This window comes from Oryzobacter faecalis (assembly GCF_046764005.1).
Classification (GTDB): Bacteria; Actinomycetota; Actinomycetes; order Actinomycetales; family Dermatophilaceae; genus Oryzobacter; species Oryzobacter faecalis.
The window spans coordinates 197,579-221,075 of record NZ_JBKOFW010000006.1; the positions used below are offsets into that span (position 1 = coordinate 197,579).

Genomic DNA, 23,497 nt, shown 5'->3' on the forward strand with positions numbered 1-23,497 from the left:
GCGGGGACGTCGGTGCGGCTGGCTAGCCTGACCCGGTGACGAACGCCGCCGACAGGGTCCCCGCGCCCGTGCTCGTCCTCGCCGGGATCGTGTCGGTCCAGTTCGGCGGGGCGCTCGCGGCGACCCTCGTCCCCGAGATCGGTGCCGGCGGCTCGGTCGTCATGCGCCTGCTCTTCGCGACCGCGCTGCTCCTCGCGTTCGTCCGGCCCCGGTGGCGCGGGCACTCCCGCAGGGCGTGGCTCACGGTCCTCGCCTTCGGCGTCGCCCTCGGCCTGATGAACTACACCTTCTACGGCTCGCTCGCGCACCTGCCGATCGGCGTCGCGGTGACGATCGAGTTCATCGGCCCGCTGGCGCTCGCGGCCGCGCTGTCCCGCCGCGTCCTCGACGGTGTCGCCGTCCTGGCGGCGGCCGGTGGTGTCGTCCTCATCTCGGAGGCCGTCCACGTCCCCGTCGCCGACCTGCCGTGGACGGGCATCGCCCTGGCGCTCGCGGCGGGCGTCTTCTGGGCGGCCTACATCGTCCTGTCCGGGCGCACCGGGGCCGAGTTCCCGCAGCTCGAGGGACTGGCCCTCGCCATGGTCGTCGCCACCCTCGTGACCCTGCCGCTCGGCATCGGCAGCGTGCCCCAGTGGACCGGTGAGACCCTGCTCAAGGGACTCGGCATCGCCGTGCTGTCCTCGGTGCTGCCCTACTCGCTCGAGCTGCTGGCGCTGCGCCGGCTCAGTGCCAAGGTGTTCGGCATCCTGCTCAGCCTCGAGCCCGCGTGCGCCGCGCTCGCGGGGCTCGTCGTCCTCGGCCAGGTGCTCGGCGGGAGCCAGCTCGCCGGCATGGCGCTCGTCGTGGGCGCGTCGGCCCTCGTGCTCGGCCTCGGGGCCCGCAAGGACCCGGCCGAGGCCGCGTCGACCTGACCCCCGTCGGGTGACCCGGCGGCCTCAGCCCGCGTGGCCGTCGCCACCCGGGCCGGGGATGTGCTTGACGGCCTCGGGGTCGCGCTTGGTCTTGACGAGCGAGGCCACGGTCGTGACACCGAGGATCACGACGATCGCGCCGAGCGAGACCGCGATCGGGATGTCGGGGACCGGAACCTTGTCGCCGCCGTTGATGAACGGCAGCTCGTTCTCGTGGAGCGCGTGGAGGAGCAGCTTGACCCCGATGAAGGCGAGCAGGACGGCCAGGCCCAGGCTCAGGTAGACGAGCTTCTGGAGCAGGCCGCCGAGGAGGAAGTACAGCTGCCGCAGGCCCATGAGGGCGAACAGGTTCGCGACGAGGACGATGTAGGGCTCGCGGGTGAGGCCGTAGATCGCCGGGATCGAGTCGAGGGCGAAGAGCAGGTCGGTGGTGCCGAGCGCGAGGATGACGAAGAACAGCGGGGTCGCGAGCCGCTTACCGTTCTCGCGCGTGAAGAGCTTGGTGCCGACGAACTCCTTCGTCGCCGGGAAGCGCGCCTCCATGGCCCGCATGAAGGCGTTCTCCTCGTACTCGTCGTCGTCGCTCTCCCCCTCTCGGGCGAGCTTGACGGCGGTGTAGATGAGGAAGGCGCCGAAGATGTAGAAGACCCAGCTGAAGTTGTTGATCGCCGCGGCGCCGAGCCAGATGAACAGGCCGCGCAGCACGATGGCGATGATGATGCCGACCATGAGGGCGAACTGCTGGAGCTTCTCGGGAACGGCGAACTTGGCCATGATCAGCAGGAAGATGAAGAGGTTGTCGACCGAGAGCGAGTACTCGGTGAGCCATCCCGCGAAGTACTCGCCGGCCAGCTGACCGCCCGCGAAGGCCCACATCCCCAGGCCGAAGAGGATGGCCGCGCCGACGTAGACCCCGAGCGCGAGGCCGGTCTCCTTGTTCGACGGGCGGTGCGGGTTGCGAGCGATCCACACGACGTCGAAGGCGAGGACGGCGATGGCGACGCCGATCGTCACCCACCACACCCAGAGCGGCAGGTCGAGCGAGGGCGTCGCGGCAGGGAGCATGGTCGGAATCACCGCGCCAGCCTACTTGCGCCCCGGAACGGTCAGCCCGCGGTCCACCCCGTGGGCCGGGCGGGGCACTGCCTCACCGGGTGGCCTCGCTCATCTGGCGCAGCTCCTTCTTCAGGTCGCCGATCTCGTCGCGCAGGCGGGCCGCGAGCTCGAAGTGGAGGTCACCCGCGGCCTGGTGCATCTGGGCCGTCAGCTCCTGGATGAGTCCGGCGAGGTCGGCCGCGGCGACCGGCTCGGACCGCCGCGCCCCGAGGGCGATGTCGGCCGCCGCCGCTCCCCGGCCACCACGCCCACCGTCGCTCTTGCCCCGCGAGCGGGCGCGGCCCGAGCCGAGGAGGGCCTCGGTGTCGGCGTCCTCGCGCTGGAGCATGTCGGTGATGTCGGCGATCTTCTTGCGCAGCGGCTGCGGGTCGATGCCGTTGGCCCGGTTGTAGGCGAGCTGCTTCTCGCGCCGGCGCGAGGTCTCCTCGACGGCCTCGGCCATCGAGGGGGTCACCTGGTCGGCGTACATGTGCACCTGGCCGGAGACGTTGCGGGCCGCTCGACCGATCGTCTGGATCAGCGAGCGGCTCGAGCGCAGGAAGCCCTCCTTGTCGGCGTCGAGGATCGCGACGAGCGAGACCTCGGGCAGGTCGAGACCCTCGCGGAGCAGGTTGATGCCGACGAGGACGTCGAACTCACCGAGTCGCAGCTCGCGGAGGAGCTCGACGCGGCGCAGGGTGTCGATGTCGGAGTGGAGGTAGCGGACCCGCACGCCCTTGTCGAGGAGGTAGTCGGTGAGGTCCTCGGCCATCTTCTTCGTCAGCGTCGTGACGAGGACGCGCTCGTCCTTGTCGGCGCGGGTGCGGATCTCGTGGAGCAGGTCGTCGATCTGGCCCTTGGTCGGCTTGAGGATGATCTCGGGGTCGACCAGCCCGGTGGGCCGGATGATCTGCTCGACGACGCCGGACGCCTTCTGCAGCTCGTAGGCCCCCGGCGTCGCCGAGAGGTAGACGGTCTGGCCGATGCGGTCGAGGAACTCCTCCCAGCGCAGCGGCCGGTTGTCCATGGCCGACGGGAGACGGAAGCCGTGGTCGACGAGGGTGCGCTTGCGCGACATGTCGCCCTCGTACATCGCACCGATCTGCGGGACCGTGACGTGGGACTCGTCGATGACGAGGAGGAAGTCCTCCGGGAAGTAGTCGAGGAGGCAGTTCGGCGCCGTGCCGCGGGCGCGACCGTCGATGTGCATCGAGTAGTTCTCGATGCCGGAGCAGGAGCCGACCTGGCGCATCATCTCGATGTCGTACGTGGTGCGCATCCGCAGGCGCTGCGCCTCGAGCAGCTTGCCCTGCTTCTCGAACAGGGCGAGCTGCTCCTCGAGCTCGGCCTCGATGCCGGCGATCGCCCGCTCCATCCGCTGCGGCCCCGCGACGTAGTGCGATGCCGGGAAGACGTACATCTCCTTCTCCTCGCGGACGACCTCACCGGTGACCGGGTGGAGCGTGTAGAGCGCCTCGACCTCGTCGCCGAAGAACTCGATGCGGACCGCGAGCTCCTCGTACATCGGGATGATCTCGACCGTGTCGCCGCGGACGCGGAAGGTGCCCCGGGTGAAGGCGAGGTCGTTGCGGGTGTACTGCATGCCGACGAACCGCCGGAGCAGGTCGTCGCGCGGGACCTCGTCGCCGACCTTGAGCCGCACCATCCGGTCGACGTACTCCTGCGGCGTGCCGAGGCCGTAGATGCACGACACGGAGGCGACGACGATGACGTCGCGCCGGGTCAGCAGGCTGTTGGTGGCGCTGTGCCGGAGCCGCTCGACCTCGTCGTTGATCGAGGAGTCCTTCTCGATGTAGGTGTCGGTCTGCGGGACGTACGCTTCGGGCTGGAAGTAGTCGTAGTAGCTGACGAAGTACTCGACGGCGTTGTGCGGCAGGAGCTCGCGGAACTCGTTGGCGAGCTGCGCCGCGAGCGTCTTGTTCGGCGCCATGACGAGGGTGGGGCGCTGCACCTGCTCGACGAGCCAGGCCGTGGTGGCCGACTTGCCGGTGCCGGTGGCGCCGAGGAGCACCGTGTCGGTCTCGCCGGCGTTGACGCGCCGGGCGAGGTCGGCGATCGCGGTCGGCTGGTCACCGGCGGGCTGGAAATCGGAGACGACCTGGAACGGTGCCACGCGGCGCTGGAGGTCGGTGGTCGGGCGCATGGGACTACGGTATGCCGCGCCACCGACAGGCCGCGGCGCGCGGCCGCGTCCGAGACACGACGGGCAGGGACGGGCCACCCGGCCGGCGCGCGCCGTGCCACGATGGCGTCCGTGTCCGCTCCTCCGTCCACCCGGCGCGGCTCGAACCTGCCCCGGGTCGGCGACTACAACCAGGTCGTCGTCCTCGACGCGATCCGTCGCCACCCGGAGGGCGTGAGCCGCACCGAGGTGGCGACGCTCACCGGCCTGTCGCCCCAGGCGGTGTCCAACATCTGCCGGCGGCTGATCGACCTCGACCTCGTCGTCGAGACCGACCGCCGCGCCCAGGGCCCCGGCAAGCCCCGCACCCCCCTCACCCTCAGGCCCGGGGGCCGGTTCGCCGTCGGCGTGCACCTCGACCCCGCCGTGGTCAGCCACGTCCTCCTCGACCTCACCGGCGCCCCCATGGGGCGCTCGGACCGTCCGCTGCGGCCCGGTGCGACGCCCGAGGAGGTGCTCCGCGACGTCGTCACCGACGTCGAGCGCCTCGTCAGGGACTCGGGCGTCGACCGGGCCCGGCTCGTCGGTGTGGGCGTCGCGGCCCCCGGGCCGGTCGACCACGCCGCGGGCGCCCTCGTCCGTCCGCCGAACCTCCCGGGCTGGGACCGTGTGGAGGTGCGCGGGTCGCTCGCCCGGTCCCTCGGGCTGCCCGTGCTCCTCGACAAGGACGTCGTCGCGGCGGCCGTCGGGGAGGTCTGGGCCGGTGGGGTCGGCCACACCTCGACCGCGGTCTTCCTCTACCTCGGGACCGGCGTCGGGGCCGGGCTCGTCGTCGGGGGCGAGGTCCACCGGGGCGTCTCCGGGAACGCCGGCGAGGTCGGCCACCTGGGCACCGGCGCCACGGAGCCGGCCTGCTGGTGCGGCCTCGGCGGGTGCCTCGGGGAGATCTGCTCGCCGGGGCAGGTCGTCCGACGTGCCGTGCGCGACGGCATCGTCCGCGAGGACGCCGCCGTCGACCACGCCGTCGCACCCGCCGCCCCCGCCGGCGACCCCCGACACCCGGACCAGTCGGTGCTCGACGCCTTCGCCGCCCTGTGCGACCTCGCCGACGCGGGCGACACCCGCGCGACGGGGCTGCTGGAGGGCTGGGCGGCCCACGTGGCCAAGGCGGTCGCCGACCTGGTCGACCTCCTCGACGCCGACCAGGTCGTCTTCGGCGGCCCGCTCTGGGAGCGGCTGACCCCGACGTTCCTGCGCGTCGTCCCGGGCCTGGTCCGGGGCCGGGCCGTCGGCGCCGCCATCCACCCGATCACGGTGCGCGGCACCGGTCTCGGACCGGACGTGGCCGCCCTCGGCGCCGCGAGCCTGGCCCTCGACGACGCGTTCACCCCACGGTCGGCGCGACTCCTCCACTGAGGGCGCGCCCGCGACGTGGCCCCGCACGGTGTCCCGCCCACGAGACAGTCCTCAGAACCCGTCGGGTCCTCGGCGCGCCCCCATAACTCCATTTGATGTATAAACCCATGACTAAGGCCGGGTCGACGTGGACCCGCCGGACGCGAAGGGGCATCACATGCAGCGCACACGACGCGCCGCGGCGCTCGGAGCCGCCGTCGTCTCGATCGGACTGGTCCTCGCCGGTTGCGGCTCGGGCTCCTCGGGGGCCGGGGACCCGGACACCATCACCGTGGCCTACCAACGCACCGCGCAGTTCACCCAGCTCGACGCCGTCCTCAAGAAGGCCAAGACGGAGTACGAGGCGGCCAACGCCGGCAAGAAGGTTGAGCTCGTCGCCATCGAGGCCGAGCAGGACCAGTACTTCACCAAGCTCGCGCTGATGAACCGCTCCCCCTCCACCGCTCCCGACGTCATCTACGAGGACAGCTTCCAGGTGCGGTCCGACGCCGCCGCGGGCTACCTCGCGCCCATCGACGACCAGCTCGCCCGGTGGGAGGACTGGAGCCAGTTCGACGACACCGCGAAGCAGGCCGGCCTCGGCGACGACGGCAAGACCTACGGGGTCTCGATGGGCACCGACACCCGGGCGCTCTACTACAACAAGAAGATCTTCGCCGAGGCGGGCCTCCCCGCCGACTGGCAGCCGAAGACCTGGGACGACGTGCTCACCGCCGCGCGGACCGTCAAGGAGAAGGTCCCCGACGTCACGCCCATCAACGTCTACGCGGGGAAGGCCCAGGGCGAGGCCACGTCGATGCAGGGCTTCGAGATGCTTCTGTACGGAACCGGGTCGACGCTCTACGACACCGACGCGAAGAAGTGGGTCCGCGGGTCGAAGGGCTTCGTCGACTCCCTCGGCTTCTACGAGACGATCTTCACCGAGAAGCTCGCCCCGTCCCTCGACGTCGCCCTCGACGCCGCCGCCGGGGCCCGTGTGGCGACCGAGCTGCTGCCCAAGGGCCAGCTCGCCATCGCCCTCGACGGCTCGTGGCTGCCCGGCCAGTGGATCTCCGGCGAGAACCAGTGGCCGGAGTGGGAGGAGACGATGGGCTTCGCGCCGATGCCGACCCAGACCGGCGCCGAGCCCGGCGCGACCTCCATGTCGGGCGGCTGGCTGCTCTCGGTCGGCTCGCAGGCCTCGGACAAGGACGCGGCGTTCGACTTCATCGCCGTCGCGCTGAACCGGGAGAACTCGCTGAAGTACGACACCGAGAACAGCCAGATCGCGGTCCGCAAGGACGTCGCGACCGACGAGAAGTACCTGTCGTTCAACCCCTCGTTCGAGTTCTTCTCCTCGCTCGTGCCGGTGACGACGTTCCGGCCGGCGACTCCCGACTACTCGCAGATCTCGGGCAACATCCAGGTCGCCGTGGAGTCGGTCGCCACCGGCTCGGCCAGCCCGGAGGAGGCCGCCCGCACCTACGACGAGGGGCTCGTCGGGATCGTGGGCGAGGACAAGGTCACCGGCGGCTGAGGTGGCCACCGTCGACACCGCCACCCCGGCCCGCCCCAGCGGCGGGCCGGGGCCGGCGCGCCCCGGGAAGGGCGACACCGGCCGCCGCGGCCTGCTCCGCCTCATGCCGCTGACACCGGCGGTCGTGCTCATGGGGATCTTCCTCGTCGGCCCGATCGGCTACGCGCTCTACGGGTCGCTGACGAACGCCGCCCTGACCGGCTACCGCGCCGCCTCCCCCGAGTTCGTGGGGCTGGAGAACTACGAGAAGCTCTTCACGAGCGGCCAGTTCTGGCAGTCGGTCTGGCTCACCCTCGTCTTCGTCGTCGGCTCCGCCGTCATCGGCCAGAACGTCCTCGGGATGTCGCTGGCGGTCCTCGTGCGCAGCGGCCCGAGGCGGCTCGGCTCCGCGGTCACCGCCCTCGTCGTCACGGCGTGGGTCCTGCCCGAGATCGTCGCCGCGTTCGCGCTCTACGCCTTCTTCGCGACCGACGGCACCCTCAACGAGGTGATCTCGTGGTTCGGCCTCGAGGGGCCGACCTGGCTGCTGACCTTCCCGATGCTCTCCGTCGTCCTCGCGAACGTCTGGCGCGGGACGGCCTTCTCGATGATGGTCTACGGCGCGGCGCTCGCCGAGGTCCCGCCCGAGCTCACCGAGGCCGCCGAGATCGACGGCGCCCGATGGCACCAGCGCTTCCTGCGCATCACCCTCCCGCTCGTCCGCCGCTCGATCGCCACGAACATGATGCTGACGACGCTCCAGACGCTCGGCGTGTTCACCCTCATCTGGGTCATGACCGGCGGTGGTCCCGGGACGAAGAGCTCGACCCTCCCGGTCCTCGCGTACCAGCAGGCGTTCAAGTTCGCGCAGGTCGGCTACGGGACGGCGATCGCCACGGTGACCCTCCTCGTCGGCGCGATCTTCGCCGTCGTCTACGTCCGCGTGCTCAAGCCGGAGGTCGACTGATGACCGCGCGAACCTCGTCCGCTCCCGCCGTCGACGCGGTACCGGCGCCGCCTGCCGCGGGTCGCCCGCGCGCACCGCGCCCGCGGCGGGCCACCTCGCCCTCGCGGCACGGAGCGCGGCTCGCCTCCGCCGCGGCCCTCGTCGTCGTGGCGCTCGCGTTCGTCGTGCCGCTGGCGTGGATCCTCCTCGCGTCGGTCGACCCGGACGCCACCGTGTCGGTGGGGCTCCCCTCCGAACCGACGGCGGACAACTACCGGGCGGTCCTCACCCCCGAGCTCACGGCGCGCCCCCTCCTCAACTCGCTCGTCGTCTCCGGGGCGACCGCGCTCGTGACGGTGCTCGTGGCCACGCTCGCGGCGTACCCGCTCTCCCGGTACCGGATGCGCTTCAACCGGGCCTTCATGCACACGATCCTCTTCGGCAGCTGCCTGCCGGTCACGGCCGTCATGGTCCCGGTCTACGCGCTCTTCGTCGCGCTGGGGATGCTCGACTCGATCCCCGGGACGGTGTTCTTCCTCGCGGCGACCTCGCTGCCGATGGCGGTGTGGATGACGAAGAACTTCATGGACTCGGTGCCGATCTCCCTCGAGGAGGCGGCCTGGGTCGACGGAGCGGGGTCGATGCAGGCCCTGCGCCGCATCGTCATCCCCCTGATGCGCCCCGGCCTCGCCGTCGTGTTCATCTTCGTCTTCACCCAGGCGTGGGGGAACTTCTTCGTCCCGTTCGTCCTCCTCCTCGACCCGGCCAAACAGCCTGCGGCCGTGTCGATCTACACGTTCTTCGGGACGAACGGTGCCGTGGCGTACGGGCAGCTCGCCGCGTTCTCCGTCCTCTACTCGCTGCCCGTGCTCGCCCTGTACCTCGTCGTCCAGCGCCTCGCCGGAGGGTCCTTCGCCCTCGCCGGTTCCGTCAAGGGTTGAGAAGGGATCACCACCCGTGCACGACAACAGCCACCTCGTGACGATGCGTGTCGACCGGTTCGTCCGGGAGCGCCTCCTCCCCCACACCCACCGACGCCGGCACCCCCTCGAGGTGCGGCAGTGGGTGGTGCCGGGCGAGCCGGTGCCGTTCGCCGAGGCCGTCTCGGAGCACTTCGAGCCGGTCTCCCCCGGCACCGCGTGGGGCCGGCCGTGGGGCACGACCTGGTTCCGCGCCACCGGCACCGTGCCCCAGGGGTGGGGCGGGGACGGGACCCGGCTCGAGGTCGTCGCGGACATCGGCTACAGCGAGGCGCACCCCGGCTTCCAGGCCGAGGCGACCGCGTACCGACCCGACGGAACCGTGGTCAAGGGGCTCCACCCCCGCAACCGGTACCTCGCGGTCCCGGACGTGTCCGAGGACGGGGCGGTCGACGTCCTCCTCGAGGCGTCGTCGAACCCCGACGTCGCCGGAGGAGGGTCGTTCACCTTCGAGCCCACGCCGTTCGGCGACCTGCGCACCGCGGGGGACGCCCCCCTCTACCGGCTCGGCCGGGTCGACGTCGTCGAGCTCGACATCGCCGTCTGGGAGCTGCTCCAGGACGTGGTGGCCCTGCGCGGGCTCGTCGACGAGCTGCCCCGGGAGGGCAGCCGGCGCGCCGCCGTCCTCCGCGCGCTCGAGGACGCCGTCGACGCGGTCGACCCCGACGACGTGAGCGGCACGGCCGCCGACGGACGGGCCGCCCTGGCCCCCGCCCTCGGTGCTCCCGCCGACGCCAGCGCCCACCGGGTCCTCGCCGTCGGGCACGCCCACATCGACTCGGCGTGGCTGTGGCCCACGCGCGAGACGGCGCGCAAGTGCGCCCGCACCTTCGCCAACGTCCTCGCCCTCATGGACGAGGACGACGACCTCGTCTTCGCGTGCTCCTCGGCGCAGCAGTACGCCTGGGTCCGCGACGCCCAGCCCGAGCTGTTCGAGCGGATCAGGGAGCGCGTGCGCGAGGGGCGCTTCGTCCCGGTCGGTGGCATGTGGGTGGAGTCGGACACGAACATGCCCGGCGGCGAGGCCCTCGCCCGGCAGCTCGTCGCGGGCAAGCGCTTCTTCCTCGAGGAGCTCGGCGTCGAGCCGGAGGACGTCTGGCTGCCCGACTCCTTCGGCTACACCGCCGCGATGCCCCAGATCGCCCTCGCCGCCGGCTCGCGGTGGTTCCTCACCCAGAAGCCGTCGTGGAACGAGACGAACCGGATGCCGCACCACACCTTCTGGTGGGAGGGCATCGACGGCTCGCGCGTCTTCACCCACTTCCCGCCGGCGGACACGTACAACTCCGACGTCTCGGCCACCGACCTCGCCCGCGCGGAGCGGAACTTCGCGGAGAAGGGGAGGGCCTCCCTCTCCCTGCTCCCCTTCGGCTACGGCGACGGCGGCGGTGGCCCCACCCGCGAGATGCTCGCCGCGGCCCACCGGACGGCAGACCTCGAGGGGTCGCCGCGCGTCGAGCTCGGCGACCCGCACGACTTCTTCCGCCGGGCCGAGGAGGAGTACCCCGGCGCCCCGGTCTGGACCGGGGAGATGTACCTCGAGTTCCACCGGGGGACCTACACCTCCCAGGCTCGCACCAAGCGCGGCAACCGGCGCAGCGAGCACCTGCTCCGCGAGGCCGAGCTGTGGGCGACGACCGCTGCCGTGCACACCGGGGCCGCGTACCCGTACGACGAGCTCGAGGGCGCGTGGCACACCGTGCTGCTCCAGCAGTTCCACGACATCCTCCCGGGGTCCTCGATCGCGTGGGTGCACCGGGAGGCCGAGGCGAACTACGCGCGCGTCGCCGAGACCCTCGAGGGCCTCATCGCCGCATCGCTCGGCGACCTCGCCGGCCCCGGGGAGGCGACGGTCGCCTTCAACGCCGCTCCGCACCGGCACGGCGAGGTGCCCGCGCTCGGGGCGACGGTCCGGCCCGAGGGCGGGTCGCCGACCGTCCCCGTCCGGGTGGAGGACGCGTCCGACTCCGCCACGGGTGGGTGGGTCCTCGACAACGGCCTGGTCCGCGTGGTGGTCGACCGCGACGGCCTCCTCGCCTCGGTCCTCGACCTGAGGGCGGGTGGTCGTGAGGTCCTGGCCCCGGGGGCCCGCGGTGCGCTGCTCCAGCTGCACCGGGACACCCCGACGCAGTGGGACGCCTGGGACGTCGACGAGCACTACCGGCGGCACACGACCGACCTCACCGACGCCGACTCCGTCGAGCTGCTCGAGAAGGGTCCGCACCGCGCGGCGCTGCGGGCGATCCGGCGGTTCGGGTCCTCCCGTGTCGAGCAGGTCATCGCCCTGGAGGCCGACAGCGCGGTCGTGGGGGTCGAGCTCGACGTCGACTGGCGCGAGCGCCAGAAGCTGCTCAAGCTCGCCTTCCCCCTCGACGTCCACGCCGACCGGGCCGCGTCCGAGATCCAGTTCGGCCACGTCGTGCGCCCCACGCACGCGAACACCTCGTGGGACGCCGCCCGCTTCGAGACGTGCGCGCACCGCTGGGTGCACGTCGGCGAGGCCGGCTACGGCGCCGCCGTCGTCAACGACTCGACGTACGGGCACGACGTCGGCCGCTCGGCCCGCTCCGACGGCCGGGCCGCGCCGGGGACCACGACGACGGTGCGGCTCTCCCTGCTCCGAGCCCCGCTGTACCCCGACCCCGAGGCCGACCAGGGCGGTCACCGCCTCAGGGCCGGCCTCGTCGTCGGGGCGCAGGTGCCCGAGGCCGTCGTCGAGGGCTACCGGGCCAACCTCCCGGTCCGTGAGGTCCGGGGCGGCTCCGCTCCCGCGCCGGTCCTCACCGTCGAGGGCGACGACGGCATCGTCGTCGAGGCGGTCAAGCTCGCCGAGGACCGCAGCGGGGACGTCGTCGTCCGCCTGTACGAGGCGCACGGCGGCCGGGCCGCGGGCCGCGTCGTCCCCGGCTTCGCGTGCTCCGGCATCGAGGAGACCGACCTCCTCGAGCGTCCGCTCGAGGAGGCCGGCGCGCTGACCGGCGCGGACGGCGACCTCGTCCTGCGGCCGTTCCAGATCGTCACCCTGCGCCTGCGGAGGGCCTGAGACGTCTGGCCGGTGTCGGTGCCGGGTGGGAGGATCCGGCCATGACACCGGTCGACGAGCGCGCACTGCCCGCCCCCGACGGCAGCACCGGGCTCGACCCGGACGACTGGGACTCCTTCCGCTCGCTCGCGCACCGGGTCGTCGACGACCTCGTCGACCACCTGGCGACGCGGCGGGACCAGCCCGTGTGGCGTCCCATGCCCGACGACGTCCGGGCGTCGTTCGACTCCCCACTCCCCCGCGCCGCAGCAGGGGCGGCGGAGGCGTACGCCGCGGTCAGCGAGCGGGTCGTCCCGTACTCGATGGGCAACGACCACCCCCGGTTCTGGGGCTGGTACATGGGGGCGGGCAACCCCGTCGGCAACCTCGCCGACCTCGTCGCGAGCGTCCTCAACCCCAACCTCGGCGGGGCCGACCACGCGCCCGTCCTCGTCGAGCAGCAGGTCGTGCGCTGGTGCGCCGAGGCGGCGGGCTACCCCACGTCGGCCAGCGGACTGCTCGTCGGCGGGGCGTCCGAGGCGAACATGGTCGGCCTCGCGGTGGCCCGTTCGGCCCGGATCGGCCCCTCCCTGCGCCAGGTGGGCCTCCCCCGCGACCGCCGTTTCGCGGTCTACGCCTCGAGCGAGGTGCACAGCTGCCACCGCAAGAGCTGTGAGCTCCTCGGGTTCGGGGCCTCGGCCCTGCGCACCGTCCCCGTCCGCGCCGACTTCACCCTCGACGTCGACGCCGTCGCCGCGGCCATCGCCGCCGACCGAGCCGCCGGCATCGAACCGCTCGCGGTGGTCGCCAGCGCGGGCACGGTGAACACCGGGGCGGTCGACGACCTCGAGGCCGTCGCCGACCTGTGCGAGCGGGAGCACCTCTGGTTCCACGTCGACGGCGCCATCGGCGGGTTCCTCGCGCTCAGCGGCTCGGGCGACGCGGTGCGCGGCATCGAGCGGGCCGACTCCGTCGCCCTCGACCTCCACAAGTGGATGCAGGCCCCCATCGACGTCGGGCTCGTCCTCGTCCGCCACGAGCCGGACCACCGGCAGGCGTTCTCCGTCGTCCCCGACTACCTTGCCCACGCCCAGCGCGGCATCGCGGCCGGCGAGGTGTGGTTCTCCGAGTACGGCCTCGCCCTCTCGCGCGGGTTCCGCGCCCTGCGGGTCTGGATGGCGTTCACGGCCTACGGCGCCGACGCGTTCGGGGCGGTCATGGACCGCACCACCGCCCAGGCCCACCGGCTGGCCGGGCTCGTCGACGACCACCCCGAGGTCGAGCGGCTCGCGCCGGTCGGGTGCGACATCGTCTGCCTGCGCTACACGGCACCCGGGCTCGACGACGCCGCCCTCGACGCGGTCAACCACGAGGTCGTCATCCGGGTGCAGGAGAGCGGCGTCGCGATCGTCACCGACACGGTGCTGCGCGGGGTCGTCGCCGTGCGCGTCGCCATCGGCAACCACCGCACCCGCGACGACGACCTCGACCTCTTCCTCGCCGAGCTCGTCCGGCACGGGCGCGACGTCGTCGCCGGGCTCACCACCAGCCCTGCTTCCGCGCCCAGCGCAGGAGGTACAGCGACAGACCGGTCATGACGGAGACGATGGCCAGCACCCAGGGCCAGTGGGTGCGGTCGTTGACGATGACGTTCATGCCGAAGACGCTCGAGATCGCGGCCACCGGCAAGGTGATGGCGGCGATGACGGCCAGCCGTTCCGCGGCGATGAGCATCCGGGTGTCGGTGCGCGCCCGGTAGAAGTCGGTCACCCCTGCGAGGAACTCCAGCTGGCTCGAGGTGATCCGGGCGAGGCGGTCGTACTGGTCGCGCAGGTCCTCCAGCAGCCGCGGGTCGGCGCCCTCGGACCGGGAGGTGAGGGTCACGGCCCGCGCGAGGACCTCGGCGCCCTGGGTGGCCATGGTCCGCACGGTGAGCAGCGTGTGGCGGGTCGTGAAGAGCTCGTCGAGGAACTCCTGCGGGTGGTCGTCGTCGGCCTGCGCCATGACCCGCTGCTCGAGGGTCCCGACCTCCTGGGCGAACTGGTTGACGAGCCGCTCCTGGACGTTGGTCAGCGACGACACGAGCGCGTAGACGAGCGCGACGGGTCCGTCGGGCCGCAGCCGGCCGGCGTCGAGCCGCGCGGCGACCTCCTCGGTCTCGCGGACCATCGAGGCCAGCGGGACGACCGGGTTGCGGGGACCGTGGAGGGTGACGAGGAACCCGGGCCCGAGGTAGAGGTCGAGCTCGAGGTAGTGGACGTGCCCGCCCGCCCCCGGCTCGGGCCGGTGCAGCGCGAGGTAGAGGACGTCCCCGTAGTGGTGCAGGCGGGCGATGTGGTTGCGCGACAAGCCGTCCTGGGCCGCCTTGGGGTGGACGCCGAAGACCTCGCGCAGCATCGTCGCGGTCGAGTCGTCCGGCTCGGGGACGTCGACCCACACCCACCGGGACCCTGCTGCGAGGACGTCGGGTACCGCGTCGACGTCACCCGTCGTCACCGCTCCGGTGCTCGCGTCCACGACGCGCACCGACATCCCGGTCATGACACCGAACGCTACTGCCCGGTGACCTCGGGGGGCTGCCAGCCGGAGGCCGCCGCCCAGGCGCGGGCCCGCGCGCCTGCCGCCTCGAACCAGGGCTCCTTGGCCTCCGCGTAGCGGTCGGTCGTCGCGACCCGGCCGGCGAGGGAGGTCTTCATCGCGGCGTAGGCGTCGCGCTCCTCGGCGTCGGCGCGCAGCCAGTCGCGGAAGACGAGCGCCCACTCCCAGCCCGGGGAGCCGACCTCGCGGACGTGGACGTGGGCCACGCGACCGGGGTCGCAGGAGCCGTGGAACCGCTTCGGCCACGTCGTGCCGTCGCCGCCGTTGTCGTGCCACTCGCCAGGCAGGCGGACGAACCCCGCGGCCGCCATCGCGTCGACGAAGTGCGGATCGTCGGCGTCCTCGAGCGACCGGACGCCGAGCTGGAGGTCGACGACGTCCTTCGCGACGAGGTTGGGCACCGCCGTGGACCCGATGTGGTCGAAGGTGACGGCGACGTCGCCGACCGCGTGGCGCAGCCGCGCGAGGAGCCGCTTCGCCTGGGCGGGCCACGTCGGGTCCGGCGGGGCGAGGGTCGGGTGCGCGAGGCGCGACCGGATGCCGTGGCGCAGGTTGGCCTCGAAGGGTTCGAGCCGCTCGTGCCACAGCCGCAGCACGGCGGCGCGCAGCGCCGGGACGGTGCCCTCGTTGTCCAGCCACACGTCGGCCGCCGCCCGGCGGGCGTCGTCGTCGGCCTGGGCCACGATGCGGGCCCGGGCGTCGTCCTCGGGCATCCCGCGCTCGTCGACGAGACGGCTCAGGCGGGTCTGCTCGCCGGCGCCGACGACGACGACCAGGTGGTACTGGGCGCCCATGCGCTTCTCGACGAGCAGGGGCATGTCGTGGACGACGACCGCATCCGCGGGAGCCGCCGCGACCAGCTGCTCGGTGCGCGCCCAGATGGCCGGGTGGGTGATGCGCTCGAGGTCGCGCAGCGCGTCGGGGTCGCCGAACACGAGGCGGCCCAGCGCCGGTCGGTCGAGGGTGCCGTCGTCGGTGAGGACGCCGGTTCCGAAGCGCTCGACGACCGCAGCGAGCCCCGGGGTGCCCGGCTCGACGACCTCGCGCGCCACGACGTCGGCGTCGACGACGACGGCGCCGAGGGAGGCCAGCTGCGCGGAGACGGTCGACTTGCCCGACCCGATTCCCCCGGTGAGGCCCACGCGCAGCATGCGCCCGACCCTAGTGCGGCGACACGCCGGACCCGACCTCTGTCCGGACGTCGGCCCAGAGGTCGGCGAGGGCCGCGTCGAACGCCCCGGTGCCGAGCGGTCCGTCGAGACCGCGGTTGGTCAGGAGGACGACCGTGCGCTCGGCCGCGGGCTCCGCGATCCCCAGGGTGCCGGTGCCACCGCTCCACCCGGCCGACCCCGCGCGGGGGCCCCGCGGGTCGTCGGCGGTCCCGACCGAGACGTGCCAGCCGAACGAGTAGCCGTGCGGCACGACCCGCCGGCTCGCCGTGAGCTGGACCTCGTCGAGGGCAGCGGTCCGGACGCGGCGAGCGGCCGCGTCGCCGAGCACGGACGGGGCCACGAGCTCCGCGAGGACGCGGGCGGTGTCGGCGGCGGTCCCCCAGAGCCCGCAGGAGAGGGTGAGCATCCCCGGTTCCTGTGCCCCGTCCGGCTCGATGGCCGTCCACCCGTCGCCGTCGTCGTACCAGGCGTCGGCGCGCTGCTCCGCCGGCGGGACGGAGAACCGGAGCGAGGTCGCGCCGAGCGGTCCGGTGAGGCGGTCGGCGACGAGGCGGTCGAGGGGCACCCCGGTGGCGCGCGCCAGCACGACCGACAGCACGTCGGTCGACGTGTGGTACGCCCAGCCCTCCCCGGGCTGGAAGCCGAGCGGCAGCTCAGCGAGCCGGGCCAGGAAGGTCGCGTCGTCGATGCCGGGCGCCACGGGCCCGGGGTGCACCCCGGCCTCCCGCATCGCCCGCGCCAAGGGGGTGTCGTCGAACCGCGTCCCGAGGCCGCTCGTCATCGTCAGGAGGTCGTGGACCGTCACGGGACGGGTGGCCGCGACGGTGTCGTCGAGGGGGCCGTCCGCAGTGCGCAGCACCCGCACCGCGGCGAGCTCGGGCACCCAGCGCCGGACCTCGTCCTCCGGCACGAGCACGCCCTCGTCGACGAGCACCGACGCGAGCAGCCCGGCGACGGGCTTGGACAGCGAGGCCAGCCGGTACGAGGTGGACGCCTCGACCGCCCGCCCGCCGTCCGGGGCGGTCACCCCCCGCGTCGCGACCTCGAGGTCCCCGTCGCGCCCGACGACGGCCACCGAGTAGCCGAGGAGGTCTCCGTCGTCGACGAGGCGGTCGAGGTGCACCAGCGCCGGCAGGAGACCCACGCCGCTCAGCCCTCGGCCAGCCGTGCCGGGAAGCCGCCCGTCGCGACCGGGCCCCAGCGGGTGGGGGTGATCCGCAGCAGCGACTTGCCCTGCGTCACCATCGCCGCGCGGTACTCGTCCCAGTCGGGGTGCTCGCCCGAGATGTTCCGGAAGTACTCGACGAAGGGCTCGACGTCGTCGACCGCGTCGACGACCTCGGCCTCCCCGTCGACCTGGACCCACGGACCGCCGAAGTCGTCGGAGAGGACGACGACGCTGACCCTGGGGTCGCGCCGGGCGTTGACCGTCTTGGCCCGTTCGGGATAGCTCGTGACGACGATCCGCCCGGCGTCGTCGACACCTCCCGTGACGGGCGAGGCCTGGGGCCTGCCGTCGGCCCGCGTCGTGAGGAGGACGAGGTGGTGGCGGGGGCGGACGAACTCGAGCAGCTCCTCGAGCTCGACGGCGGTGGTGGTCGCGATGGTCCGTGGCATGCCCGCCACCCTGCCACGGGGCACCGCGCGGCGGAGCCGCACGCTCCGGCTGGTGACCAGCGGGTAGCCTCCCCTGCGTGACGAGCCCGCCCGCGCCTGCCGCCGCCGACACGAGGGTCTCGGCCCTCGACGGGCTGCGGGGCGTGACGATCGTCCTCGTCGTCCTCGGCCACGCCGGGAACCTCGTCTGGCCGACGGCCGCCCTCGACGAGGTCCCCGTGCTGCGCAGCTTCCTCCACGGTGGGGCGGTCGGCGTGTTCTTCGTCGTCGGCGGCTACATCGTCACGCGGGGCCTCCTGCGGGAGCTCGACCGAGGCACGAGCGACCCCGTGCGCTTCTACCTGCGCCGGCTCGTGCGCCTCGGCGTCCAGGTCGTCCCGCTGGCCGGGGCCGTCCTCCTCGTCCACGCCGTCGACCCGATCGACCCGTTCAGCACGCGCGCGACCGTCGAGTCGAGCATCAACCTCGTGACGCACACGACGAACCTGCACGCGGCCACCGACCTGTTGAGCACCCGGTCCGATCTCGGGCACATGTGGTACCTCGCCGTGCAGCAGCAGGTGTACCTCGTGCTCCCGCTCCTCGTCGTCCTCCTCGGCGGGCGCCGGTGGCTGCTCGCGAGCGTGCTCGTCGAGGGCGCGGTGGCAAGCGTCCTGTGGCGCCACCACGTCCTGGACACGGCGGGGTGGATCGAGGCGACCGTCTCGACCCTGTGCCGGGCCGACGCCGTCCTCGTCGGCGCCCTCGTCGCGATCCTCGCCGAGGCGCTGCGACGACGGCGCGGCCTCGGGGCGGGCACCATCGCGGTCGGCGCGCTCGCCCTCCTCGTCCTCATGGGCACCCTGGGCGAGCTCGGCCAGGAGTTCCTCTACCTGCGGTGGTGGGGCGTGCTGTTCACCATCGCGGCCGCGACCACCGTGCTCGGCATCGCCCTCGTGGACCGCCCGACCGTGGTGACGAGGATCCTCTCGCTGCCGGCGCTCACCTGGTTGGGTCGGGCCTCCCTCGCGATCTTCATCTGGCACCTCCCCCTGTTCTTCCTCGTCCAGCGCCACACGACCGAGTGGACCTGGCCGCCGCGCGCCATCACGACGTTCGCCCTCCTCGCCGGCGTCGTGTGGGTCGCGCACCGCTACCTCGACGAGCCGGCCCGCAGGTGGCTGCGCGTCCACCTGCGACCAGAGCCCCCGCCGGAGGCCGCCGCGCCTCCCGTCGCCCCGGAGCCGGCCACGACGGGGACGCGGTCGTGAGCGGGGACGAGGTCGTCGTGTCGCGGCAGAGGGCCCGGGGCTCGGGCCGCTCGTCGGTCCTCGACGGCGTCCGCGGCGTCGCGATGCTCCTCGTCGTCCTCTCCCACTCGTGGACGGTCTGGCCCGCCGACCGTCGCGGGACCCTCGGCTCGCTCGAGGCCCTGTTCTCCAGCGGCAGCGTCGCGGTCAGCATCTTCTTCGTCCTCACCGGCTTCCTCGTGACCCGGACCTTCATGGCCCGCCACGACGCCGCGGGCCCGGTCGGCCCGCTCGCGTGGTTCACCGGCCGCATCCTGCGGATCTCGGTGCAGGTCTGGCTCCTCCTGGCCGCGGTGTACGCGATGGCGCGCCTCGACCCCACCGATCTCACCCCGCCCGCGGTCACCGAGCGCTCGCTCGTCGCCGCGGCCACCTACACGTGGAACACCTACGTGCGCGACAACGCCCTCTCGGCCCGCTCCGACATCGGCGCGCTGTACTTCCTGTGCATCGACGTCCAGGTGCTCAGCGCCTTCCTCGTCGCGTTCCTCCTGCTCGCCCGCGCCCGGCGGCTGCTCACGGGCGGCGTGCTCGTCCTCCTCGTCGGCTCGTCGGTGTGGCGGGCCCTCGTGTTCGAGCAGGAGGGCTGGTTCCACGCCACGCTCACGACGGTGAGCCGGATGGACGCCATCCTCTGGGGCATCGCGGCGGCGCTCCTTGTCGAGCGGCTCGTGGCCGTCCGGCGGCGGGGTGCCGCGGTGCTCGGCGCGGCGACCCTCGTGGTCCTCGGCTGCATCGCGAGCACGGCCTTCTGGGGCCTCGAGGCGTACTTCACCGTCGTCGGCCCGCTGGTCGGGTTCGCCACCGCGCTGCTCGTCCTCGGCGACGCCGCACCGCGCTCGCACGGCACGTACGCCGACCGCTTCTGGGGCTGGCGCCCGTTCGCCGTGGTCGGGCGGGCCTCGCTCTCGGTGTTCCTCTGGCACATCCCGGTCTTCGAGGCCGTCGCGCGCCACACGCCGACGTGGCACCCGTTCCCGCGCAGCGTCGTCGCGCTCGTCGTCCTCGCCGCCGTCGTCGTCGTCGTCGAGCGTCTCGTGGGCCGTCCGGTCACCGCCTTCGTCGGGCGGCTCGCGGGCCACAGCGCCCGCCGGCCGCGTCGAGTGCACCTGCCGTCCGAGCGCCCGCTCGTCCCCACCGCCTGACCCCCGATGCACCGAGGCCCGGCCCCCTCGTGGGGGCCGGGCCTCGGTGCGGTGAACCGGTGCGCCGTGACGGCGCGGTGGCTCAGTTGCCGGTGAGCTTCTCGCGCAGCGCGGCCAGCGCCTCGTCGGAGGCGAGGGTGCCCTCGCTCGCCGGGGCCGGCGGACGCGGGGCGCTGCCGGTGTCGGACGAGGCGGCGCCGGACTCCGAGGAGTACGAGGTCTCGTTGCTGCCGCCGGCGGCCTCGGCGTCGGCCTTGGCGGCCGCGTCGACCTGGGCGCGGTGCGCCTCCCAGCGGGCGTGGGCCTCGGCGTACTGCTTCTCCCAGGTCTCCCGCTGCGACTCGAAGCCCTCGAGCCACTCGTTGGTCTCCGGGTCGAAGCCCTCGGGGTACTTGTAGTCACCCTTCTCGTCGTACTCGGCGGCCATGCCGTACAGGGTCGGGTCGAACTCGACCTGGTTGGCGCCGTCCTCGTTCGCCTGCTTGAGCGAGAGCGAGATGCGGCGACGCTCGAGGTCGATGTCGATGACCTTGACGAAGATGTCGGTGCCGACGGTGACGACCTGCTCGGGCAGCTCGACGTGGCGCTCGGCCAGCTCGGAGATGTGCACCAGGCCCTCGATGCCGTCGTCGACGCGGACGAACGCACCGAACGGGACGAGCTTGGTGACCTTGCCCGGGACGACCTGACCGATCGCGTGGGTCCGGGCGAAGTGCTGCCACGGGTCCTCCTGGGTCGCCTTCAGCGACAGGGAGACGCGCTCGCGGTCCATGTCGACGTCGAGGACCTCGACGGTGACCTCGTCGCCGACCTCGACGACCTCGGACGGGTGGTCGATGTGCTTCCAGGACAGCTCGGAGACGTGGACGAGACCGTCGACGCCGCCGAGGTCCACGAACGCACCGAAGTTGACGATCGAGGACACGACACCGGAGCGGACCTGGCCCTTGCCGAGCTCCTTGAGGAAGGTCGTGCGGACCTCGCTCTGGGTCTGCTCCAGCCACGCACGGCGCGACAGGACCACGTTGTTGCGGTTCTTGTCGAGCTCGATGATCTTGGCCTCGATCTCCTTGCCGACGTAGGGCTGGAGGTCGCGGACGCGGCGCATCTCGACGAGCGAGGCCGGGAGGAAGCCCCGCAGGCCGATGTCGAGGATGAGGCCACCCTTGACGACCTCGATGACGGAGCCGGTGACGACGCCGTCCTCCTCCTTGATCTTCTCGATCGTGCCCCAGGCGCGCTCGTACTGGGCGCGCTTCTTGGACAGGATCAGGCGACCCTCCTTGTCCTCCTTCTGGAGGACCAGGGCCTCGACCTCGTCGCCGACGGAGACGACCTCGTTCGGGTCGACGTCGTGCTTGATGGACAGCTCGCGCGAGGGGATGACGCCCTCGGTCTTGTAGCCGATGTCGAGCAGGACCTCGTCGCGGTCCACCTTGACGATGCGGCCCTCGACGATGTCGCCGTCGTTGAAGTGCTTGATCGTCGCGTCGATCGCGGCGAGGAGGTCTTCCTCGGTGCCGATGTCGTTGATGGCAACCTGAGGGGCGGTCGTGTCGACCGTGCTGGCAGTCATGTAGTAGGAACTCCGATGTGGACAGATGGCTTCGATGGGTTGGTTCGGGCGCGCGCGTGAGCCACAGAGGTCACACGAATGCTGTCCCAGCCTACCCGTGCGCGCACGCGCCGGGCAAAACGGCCCGGCTCGCCGCGACCGCGGGCCCTGGCGCCCCCCGGGTCCGCCCGTGAGCGAGGCCGCCCGCCGTCCCGTCGGTGACCGGGAGACCCGCGCGGCCAACCGTTCGTGGTGGGACGGCGAGGCCGACGACTACTACGCCGAGCACGGCGGCTTCCTCGGTGACGCCTCCTTCGTCTGGGGGCCCGAGGGGTGGACCGAGGACGAGCTCGACCTCCTCGAGGTCCGCGACGGGATGACGGTGCTCGAGATCGGCGCCGGCGCGGCCCAGTGCTCGCGGTGGCTCGCCCGGGCGCACGACGTCCGCGTCGTCGCGACCGACCTGTCGATGGGGATGCTGCGCCGGGCCCGCGTGCTCGATGCCGCCGCCCCCGACCACGCGCCCCTCCCCTACCTCCAGGTCGACGGCACGGTGCTCCCGCTTGCCGACGCCAGCGTCGACCGGGTCTTCACCGCCTACGGGGTCGTTCCCTTCGTCGCCGACAGCGGCGCCGTCCTCGCCGAGGCGGCCCGCGTCCTGCGCCCCGGCGGGCGGTTCGTGTTCTCGACGTCGCACCCCGTGCGCTGGGCCTTCCCGGACGACCCGGGCCCGCACGGGCTGACCGCGAGGACGTCCTACTTCGACCGCACGCCCTACGTCGAGAGCGAGGCGGGGGTGGTCACCTACGCCGAGCACCACCGCACCCTCGGCGACCTCGTCCGCCAGGTCCACGCCGCGGGGCTCGTCCTCGTGGACCTCGTCGAGCCCGAGTGGCCGGCACGCAACGAGGCCACGTGGGGCGGCTGGTCGCCCCTGCGGGGGCGGGTCCTGCCGGGCACGGCGATCCTCGTCTGCGACCGTCCCTCCTGACGGGTGCCGCTCAGCGAGCGGTGGCCACCGCGCCGCCGCGGCCCGGGGACGTCGTGCGGCCGTCCTCGCTGCGTCGGCTGGTGCGGGCGAGGAGGATACCGACCGCGAGGGCGACGAGCCCGACGAGACCGCCGACGAGCGGGACGGTCGAGGTCAGCAGCGCGAGGCGCGAGCCGTTGTCCTTGGCGGCCGCGACGTTGGCGGCGACCGTCTCGTCGGTGAAGCCGTAGTCGAGCTGGAGGAACGTGTCGCCGGTGTCGGCGACGGTGCGGGTCTGGCTCTCGTTCTGGTCGATGATCGACCCGGTGCGCGGGTCGACCCACATCGTCTTCTCGGTCGAGTACTTGCCGGCGACGCCGTCGGTGATCTCGATGTCACCGTCGGTCACGGTGATGAGGAAGCGGTAGGTCTCGAGGCCGTCGATGTCCTCGGCGTCCTGGAAGACGGCGTCGACGGCCTGCCCGACGTAGCCGTCCCAGAACCTGTAGGTGCGCTGCTCGACGTCGAAGGGGAACTTGTTGACCAGGCCCTCCTTCGGCTCCGCCTCGGCCGGGAGGTTCTCGAAGTCGGCCACGGCCTCGGCGGTGCGCCGGTCGACGGCGAAGGTGTCGGTGCCCGCCGAGACGAGGCGCTTCTCCGGGTCGTCCGCCGACACGCAGTCGGGGGCGTCGCCGGTGGGGTCCTTGAGCAGGCAGGTCGAGTTCTGGAAGAGCACGACGTCGTCGGTGCTCAGCTCGGAGTCGGCGTGCGTCGTGCTCGTCGCCCGCACCTTGATCGAGTCCAGGCTCGTGCCGTTGGAGATCTGGGCGTCGCCGGTGAGCCGGGTGACGCTGTCGACGTCGAGGGGGGTCTTCTTCACCTGACCGGGCGCCCACAGCGCGGCCAGCGCGGCGACTGCCACGAGGAACGCGCCGATGAAGACGAGCAGCTTGGTCACGACACCGCGCACAGGGACCCTCCGTTGGATGTGAAGTGCTGCCGCAGCGTAGCAGTGACGAAACTCGCCGGTAACCACAACGTGGGGTGTCGGCGAGCCACGTGCGTCACACCCTTCCGGGGGGCCGGACAGTGCTTCCCCGACCCTTCCGGAGGGCCGACCCGGCACCCCCGGAGCGGCCCGGC

At 72.8% G+C, this 23,497-nt stretch carries 18 protein-coding genes; 10 read left to right on the top strand and 8 right to left on the bottom strand.

Going from position 1 to position 23,497, the window contains the following annotated elements; genetic code table 11:
* The first annotated feature begins 35 nt into the window (after window positions 1–35).
* On the top strand, window positions 36–911 hold the full coding sequence (locus tag ACK8HX_RS13255; protein WP_411941181.1) for an EamA family transporter: 876 nt from the start codon (window positions 36–38) through the stop codon (window positions 909–911).
* A gap of 24 nt (window positions 912–935) precedes the next feature.
* Here the strand turns inward: ACK8HX_RS13255 and ACK8HX_RS13260 are convergent, their stop codons facing one another.
* Both ACK8HX_RS13260 and uvrB read right to left on the bottom strand, forming a co-directional pair.
* Window positions 936–1,976, bottom strand: coding sequence for a TerC family protein (locus ACK8HX_RS13260; protein WP_411941258.1), 1,041 nt, complete (start codon window positions 1,974–1,976; stop codon window positions 936–938).
* An 82-nt stretch (window positions 1,977–2,058) separates the two neighbouring features.
* Complete coding sequence (gene uvrB, locus ACK8HX_RS13265; protein ID WP_411941182.1) at window positions 2,059–4,170, bottom strand: excinuclease ABC subunit UvrB; 2,112 nt, start codon at window positions 4,168–4,170, stop codon at window positions 2,059–2,061.
* A gap of 111 nt (window positions 4,171–4,281) precedes the next feature.
* Between uvrB and ACK8HX_RS13270 the strand changes: the two genes are divergently transcribed.
* The 6 genes from ACK8HX_RS13270 (at window position 4,282) to ACK8HX_RS13295 (ending at window position 13,606) form a co-directional block, all read left to right on the top strand.
* Window positions 4,282–5,565: an ROK family transcriptional regulator gene (locus ACK8HX_RS13270; protein WP_411941183.1), complete on the top strand. Its 1,284-nt coding sequence runs from the start codon at window positions 4,282–4,284 to the stop codon at window positions 5,563–5,565.
* A 157-nt stretch (window positions 5,566–5,722) separates the two neighbouring features.
* Window positions 5,723–7,081 carry an extracellular solute-binding protein gene (locus ACK8HX_RS13275; protein ID WP_411941184.1) on the top strand — a complete coding sequence of 453 codons (1,359 nt, stop codon included), beginning with the start codon at window positions 5,723–5,725 and terminating at the stop codon, window positions 7,079–7,081.
* 1 nt (window position 7,082) lies between these two features.
* Window positions 7,083–8,027 carry a carbohydrate ABC transporter permease gene (locus tag ACK8HX_RS13280; protein ID WP_411941185.1) on the top strand — a complete coding sequence of 315 codons (945 nt, stop codon included), beginning with the start codon at window positions 7,083–7,085 and terminating at the stop codon, window positions 8,025–8,027.
* Window positions 8,027–8,947 (top strand): carbohydrate ABC transporter permease, encoded by a 921-nt coding sequence (locus tag ACK8HX_RS13285; RefSeq protein WP_411941186.1) that lies wholly within the window; start codon window positions 8,027–8,029, stop codon window positions 8,945–8,947. The genes ACK8HX_RS13280 and ACK8HX_RS13285 overlap by 1 nt, the downstream gene beginning before the upstream one ends.
* Window positions 8,948–8,963: 16 nt before the next feature.
* Complete coding sequence (locus tag ACK8HX_RS13290) at window positions 8,964–12,029, top strand: alpha-mannosidase (RefSeq protein WP_411941187.1); 3,066 nt, start codon at window positions 8,964–8,966, stop codon at window positions 12,027–12,029.
* 41 nt (window positions 12,030–12,070) lie between these two features.
* Window positions 12,071–13,606, top strand: coding sequence for a pyridoxal phosphate-dependent decarboxylase family protein (locus tag ACK8HX_RS13295; protein WP_411941188.1), 1,536 nt, complete (start codon window positions 12,071–12,073; stop codon window positions 13,604–13,606).
* On the opposite strand, the gene ACK8HX_RS13300 is transcribed toward ACK8HX_RS13295, so the two are convergent.
* From ACK8HX_RS13300 to ACK8HX_RS13315, 4 genes are read right to left on the bottom strand one after another with little or no spacing between them, the layout of a single operon-like run.
* On the bottom strand, window positions 13,548–14,549 hold the full coding sequence (locus ACK8HX_RS13300; protein ID WP_411941189.1) for a magnesium transporter CorA family protein: 1,002 nt from the start codon (window positions 14,547–14,549) through the stop codon (window positions 13,548–13,550). The two genes, ACK8HX_RS13295 and ACK8HX_RS13300, sit on opposite strands and share 59 nt — an antisense overlap.
* An 11-nt stretch (window positions 14,550–14,560) precedes the next feature.
* The gene (gene coaE, locus ACK8HX_RS13305) at window positions 14,561–15,757 is read right to left on the bottom strand and encodes a dephospho-CoA kinase (protein WP_411941190.1); all 1,197 of its coding nucleotides are present in this window, start codon (window positions 15,755–15,757) and stop codon (window positions 14,561–14,563) included.
* A 10-nt stretch (window positions 15,758–15,767) separates the two neighbouring features.
* On the bottom strand, window positions 15,768–16,922 hold the full coding sequence (locus tag ACK8HX_RS13310) for a serine hydrolase domain-containing protein (RefSeq protein ID WP_411941191.1): 1,155 nt from the start codon (window positions 16,920–16,922) through the stop codon (window positions 15,768–15,770).
* Between the two features lie 5 nt (window positions 16,923–16,927).
* Complete coding sequence (locus ACK8HX_RS13315; protein ID WP_411941192.1) at window positions 16,928–17,395, bottom strand: PPOX class F420-dependent oxidoreductase; 468 nt, start codon at window positions 17,393–17,395, stop codon at window positions 16,928–16,930.
* 77 nt (window positions 17,396–17,472) lie between these two features.
* On the opposite strand from ACK8HX_RS13315, the gene ACK8HX_RS13320 reads away from it, so the two are divergent.
* A complete protein-coding gene (locus ACK8HX_RS13320; protein ID WP_411941193.1) occupies window positions 17,473–18,645 on the top strand; it encodes an acyltransferase family protein in 1,173 nt (390 codons plus the stop codon).
* Window positions 18,642–19,829 carry an acyltransferase family protein gene (locus ACK8HX_RS13325; RefSeq protein ID WP_411941194.1) on the top strand — a complete coding sequence of 396 codons (1,188 nt, stop codon included), beginning with the start codon at window positions 18,642–18,644 and terminating at the stop codon, window positions 19,827–19,829. Before ACK8HX_RS13320 ends, ACK8HX_RS13325 begins: the two co-directional genes overlap by 4 nt.
* Window positions 19,830–19,911: 82 nt before the next feature.
* Here the strand turns inward: ACK8HX_RS13325 and rpsA are convergent, their stop codons facing one another.
* Window positions 19,912–21,405, bottom strand: coding sequence for a 30S ribosomal protein S1 (rpsA, locus tag ACK8HX_RS13330; protein ID WP_411941195.1), 1,494 nt, complete (start codon window positions 21,403–21,405; stop codon window positions 19,912–19,914).
* A gap of 169 nt (window positions 21,406–21,574) precedes the next feature.
* On the opposite strand from rpsA, the gene ACK8HX_RS13335 reads away from it, so the two are divergent.
* Window positions 21,575–22,375, top strand: coding sequence for a class I SAM-dependent methyltransferase (locus tag ACK8HX_RS13335; protein WP_411941196.1), 801 nt, complete (start codon window positions 21,575–21,577; stop codon window positions 22,373–22,375).
* Window positions 22,376–22,385: 10 nt separating this feature from the next.
* On the opposite strand, the gene ACK8HX_RS13340 is transcribed toward ACK8HX_RS13335, so the two are convergent.
* Window positions 22,386–23,324 (bottom strand): PorA family protein, encoded by a 939-nt coding sequence (locus ACK8HX_RS13340; protein ID WP_411941197.1) that lies wholly within the window; start codon window positions 23,322–23,324, stop codon window positions 22,386–22,388.
* Window positions 23,325–23,497: the final 173 nt, after the last annotated feature.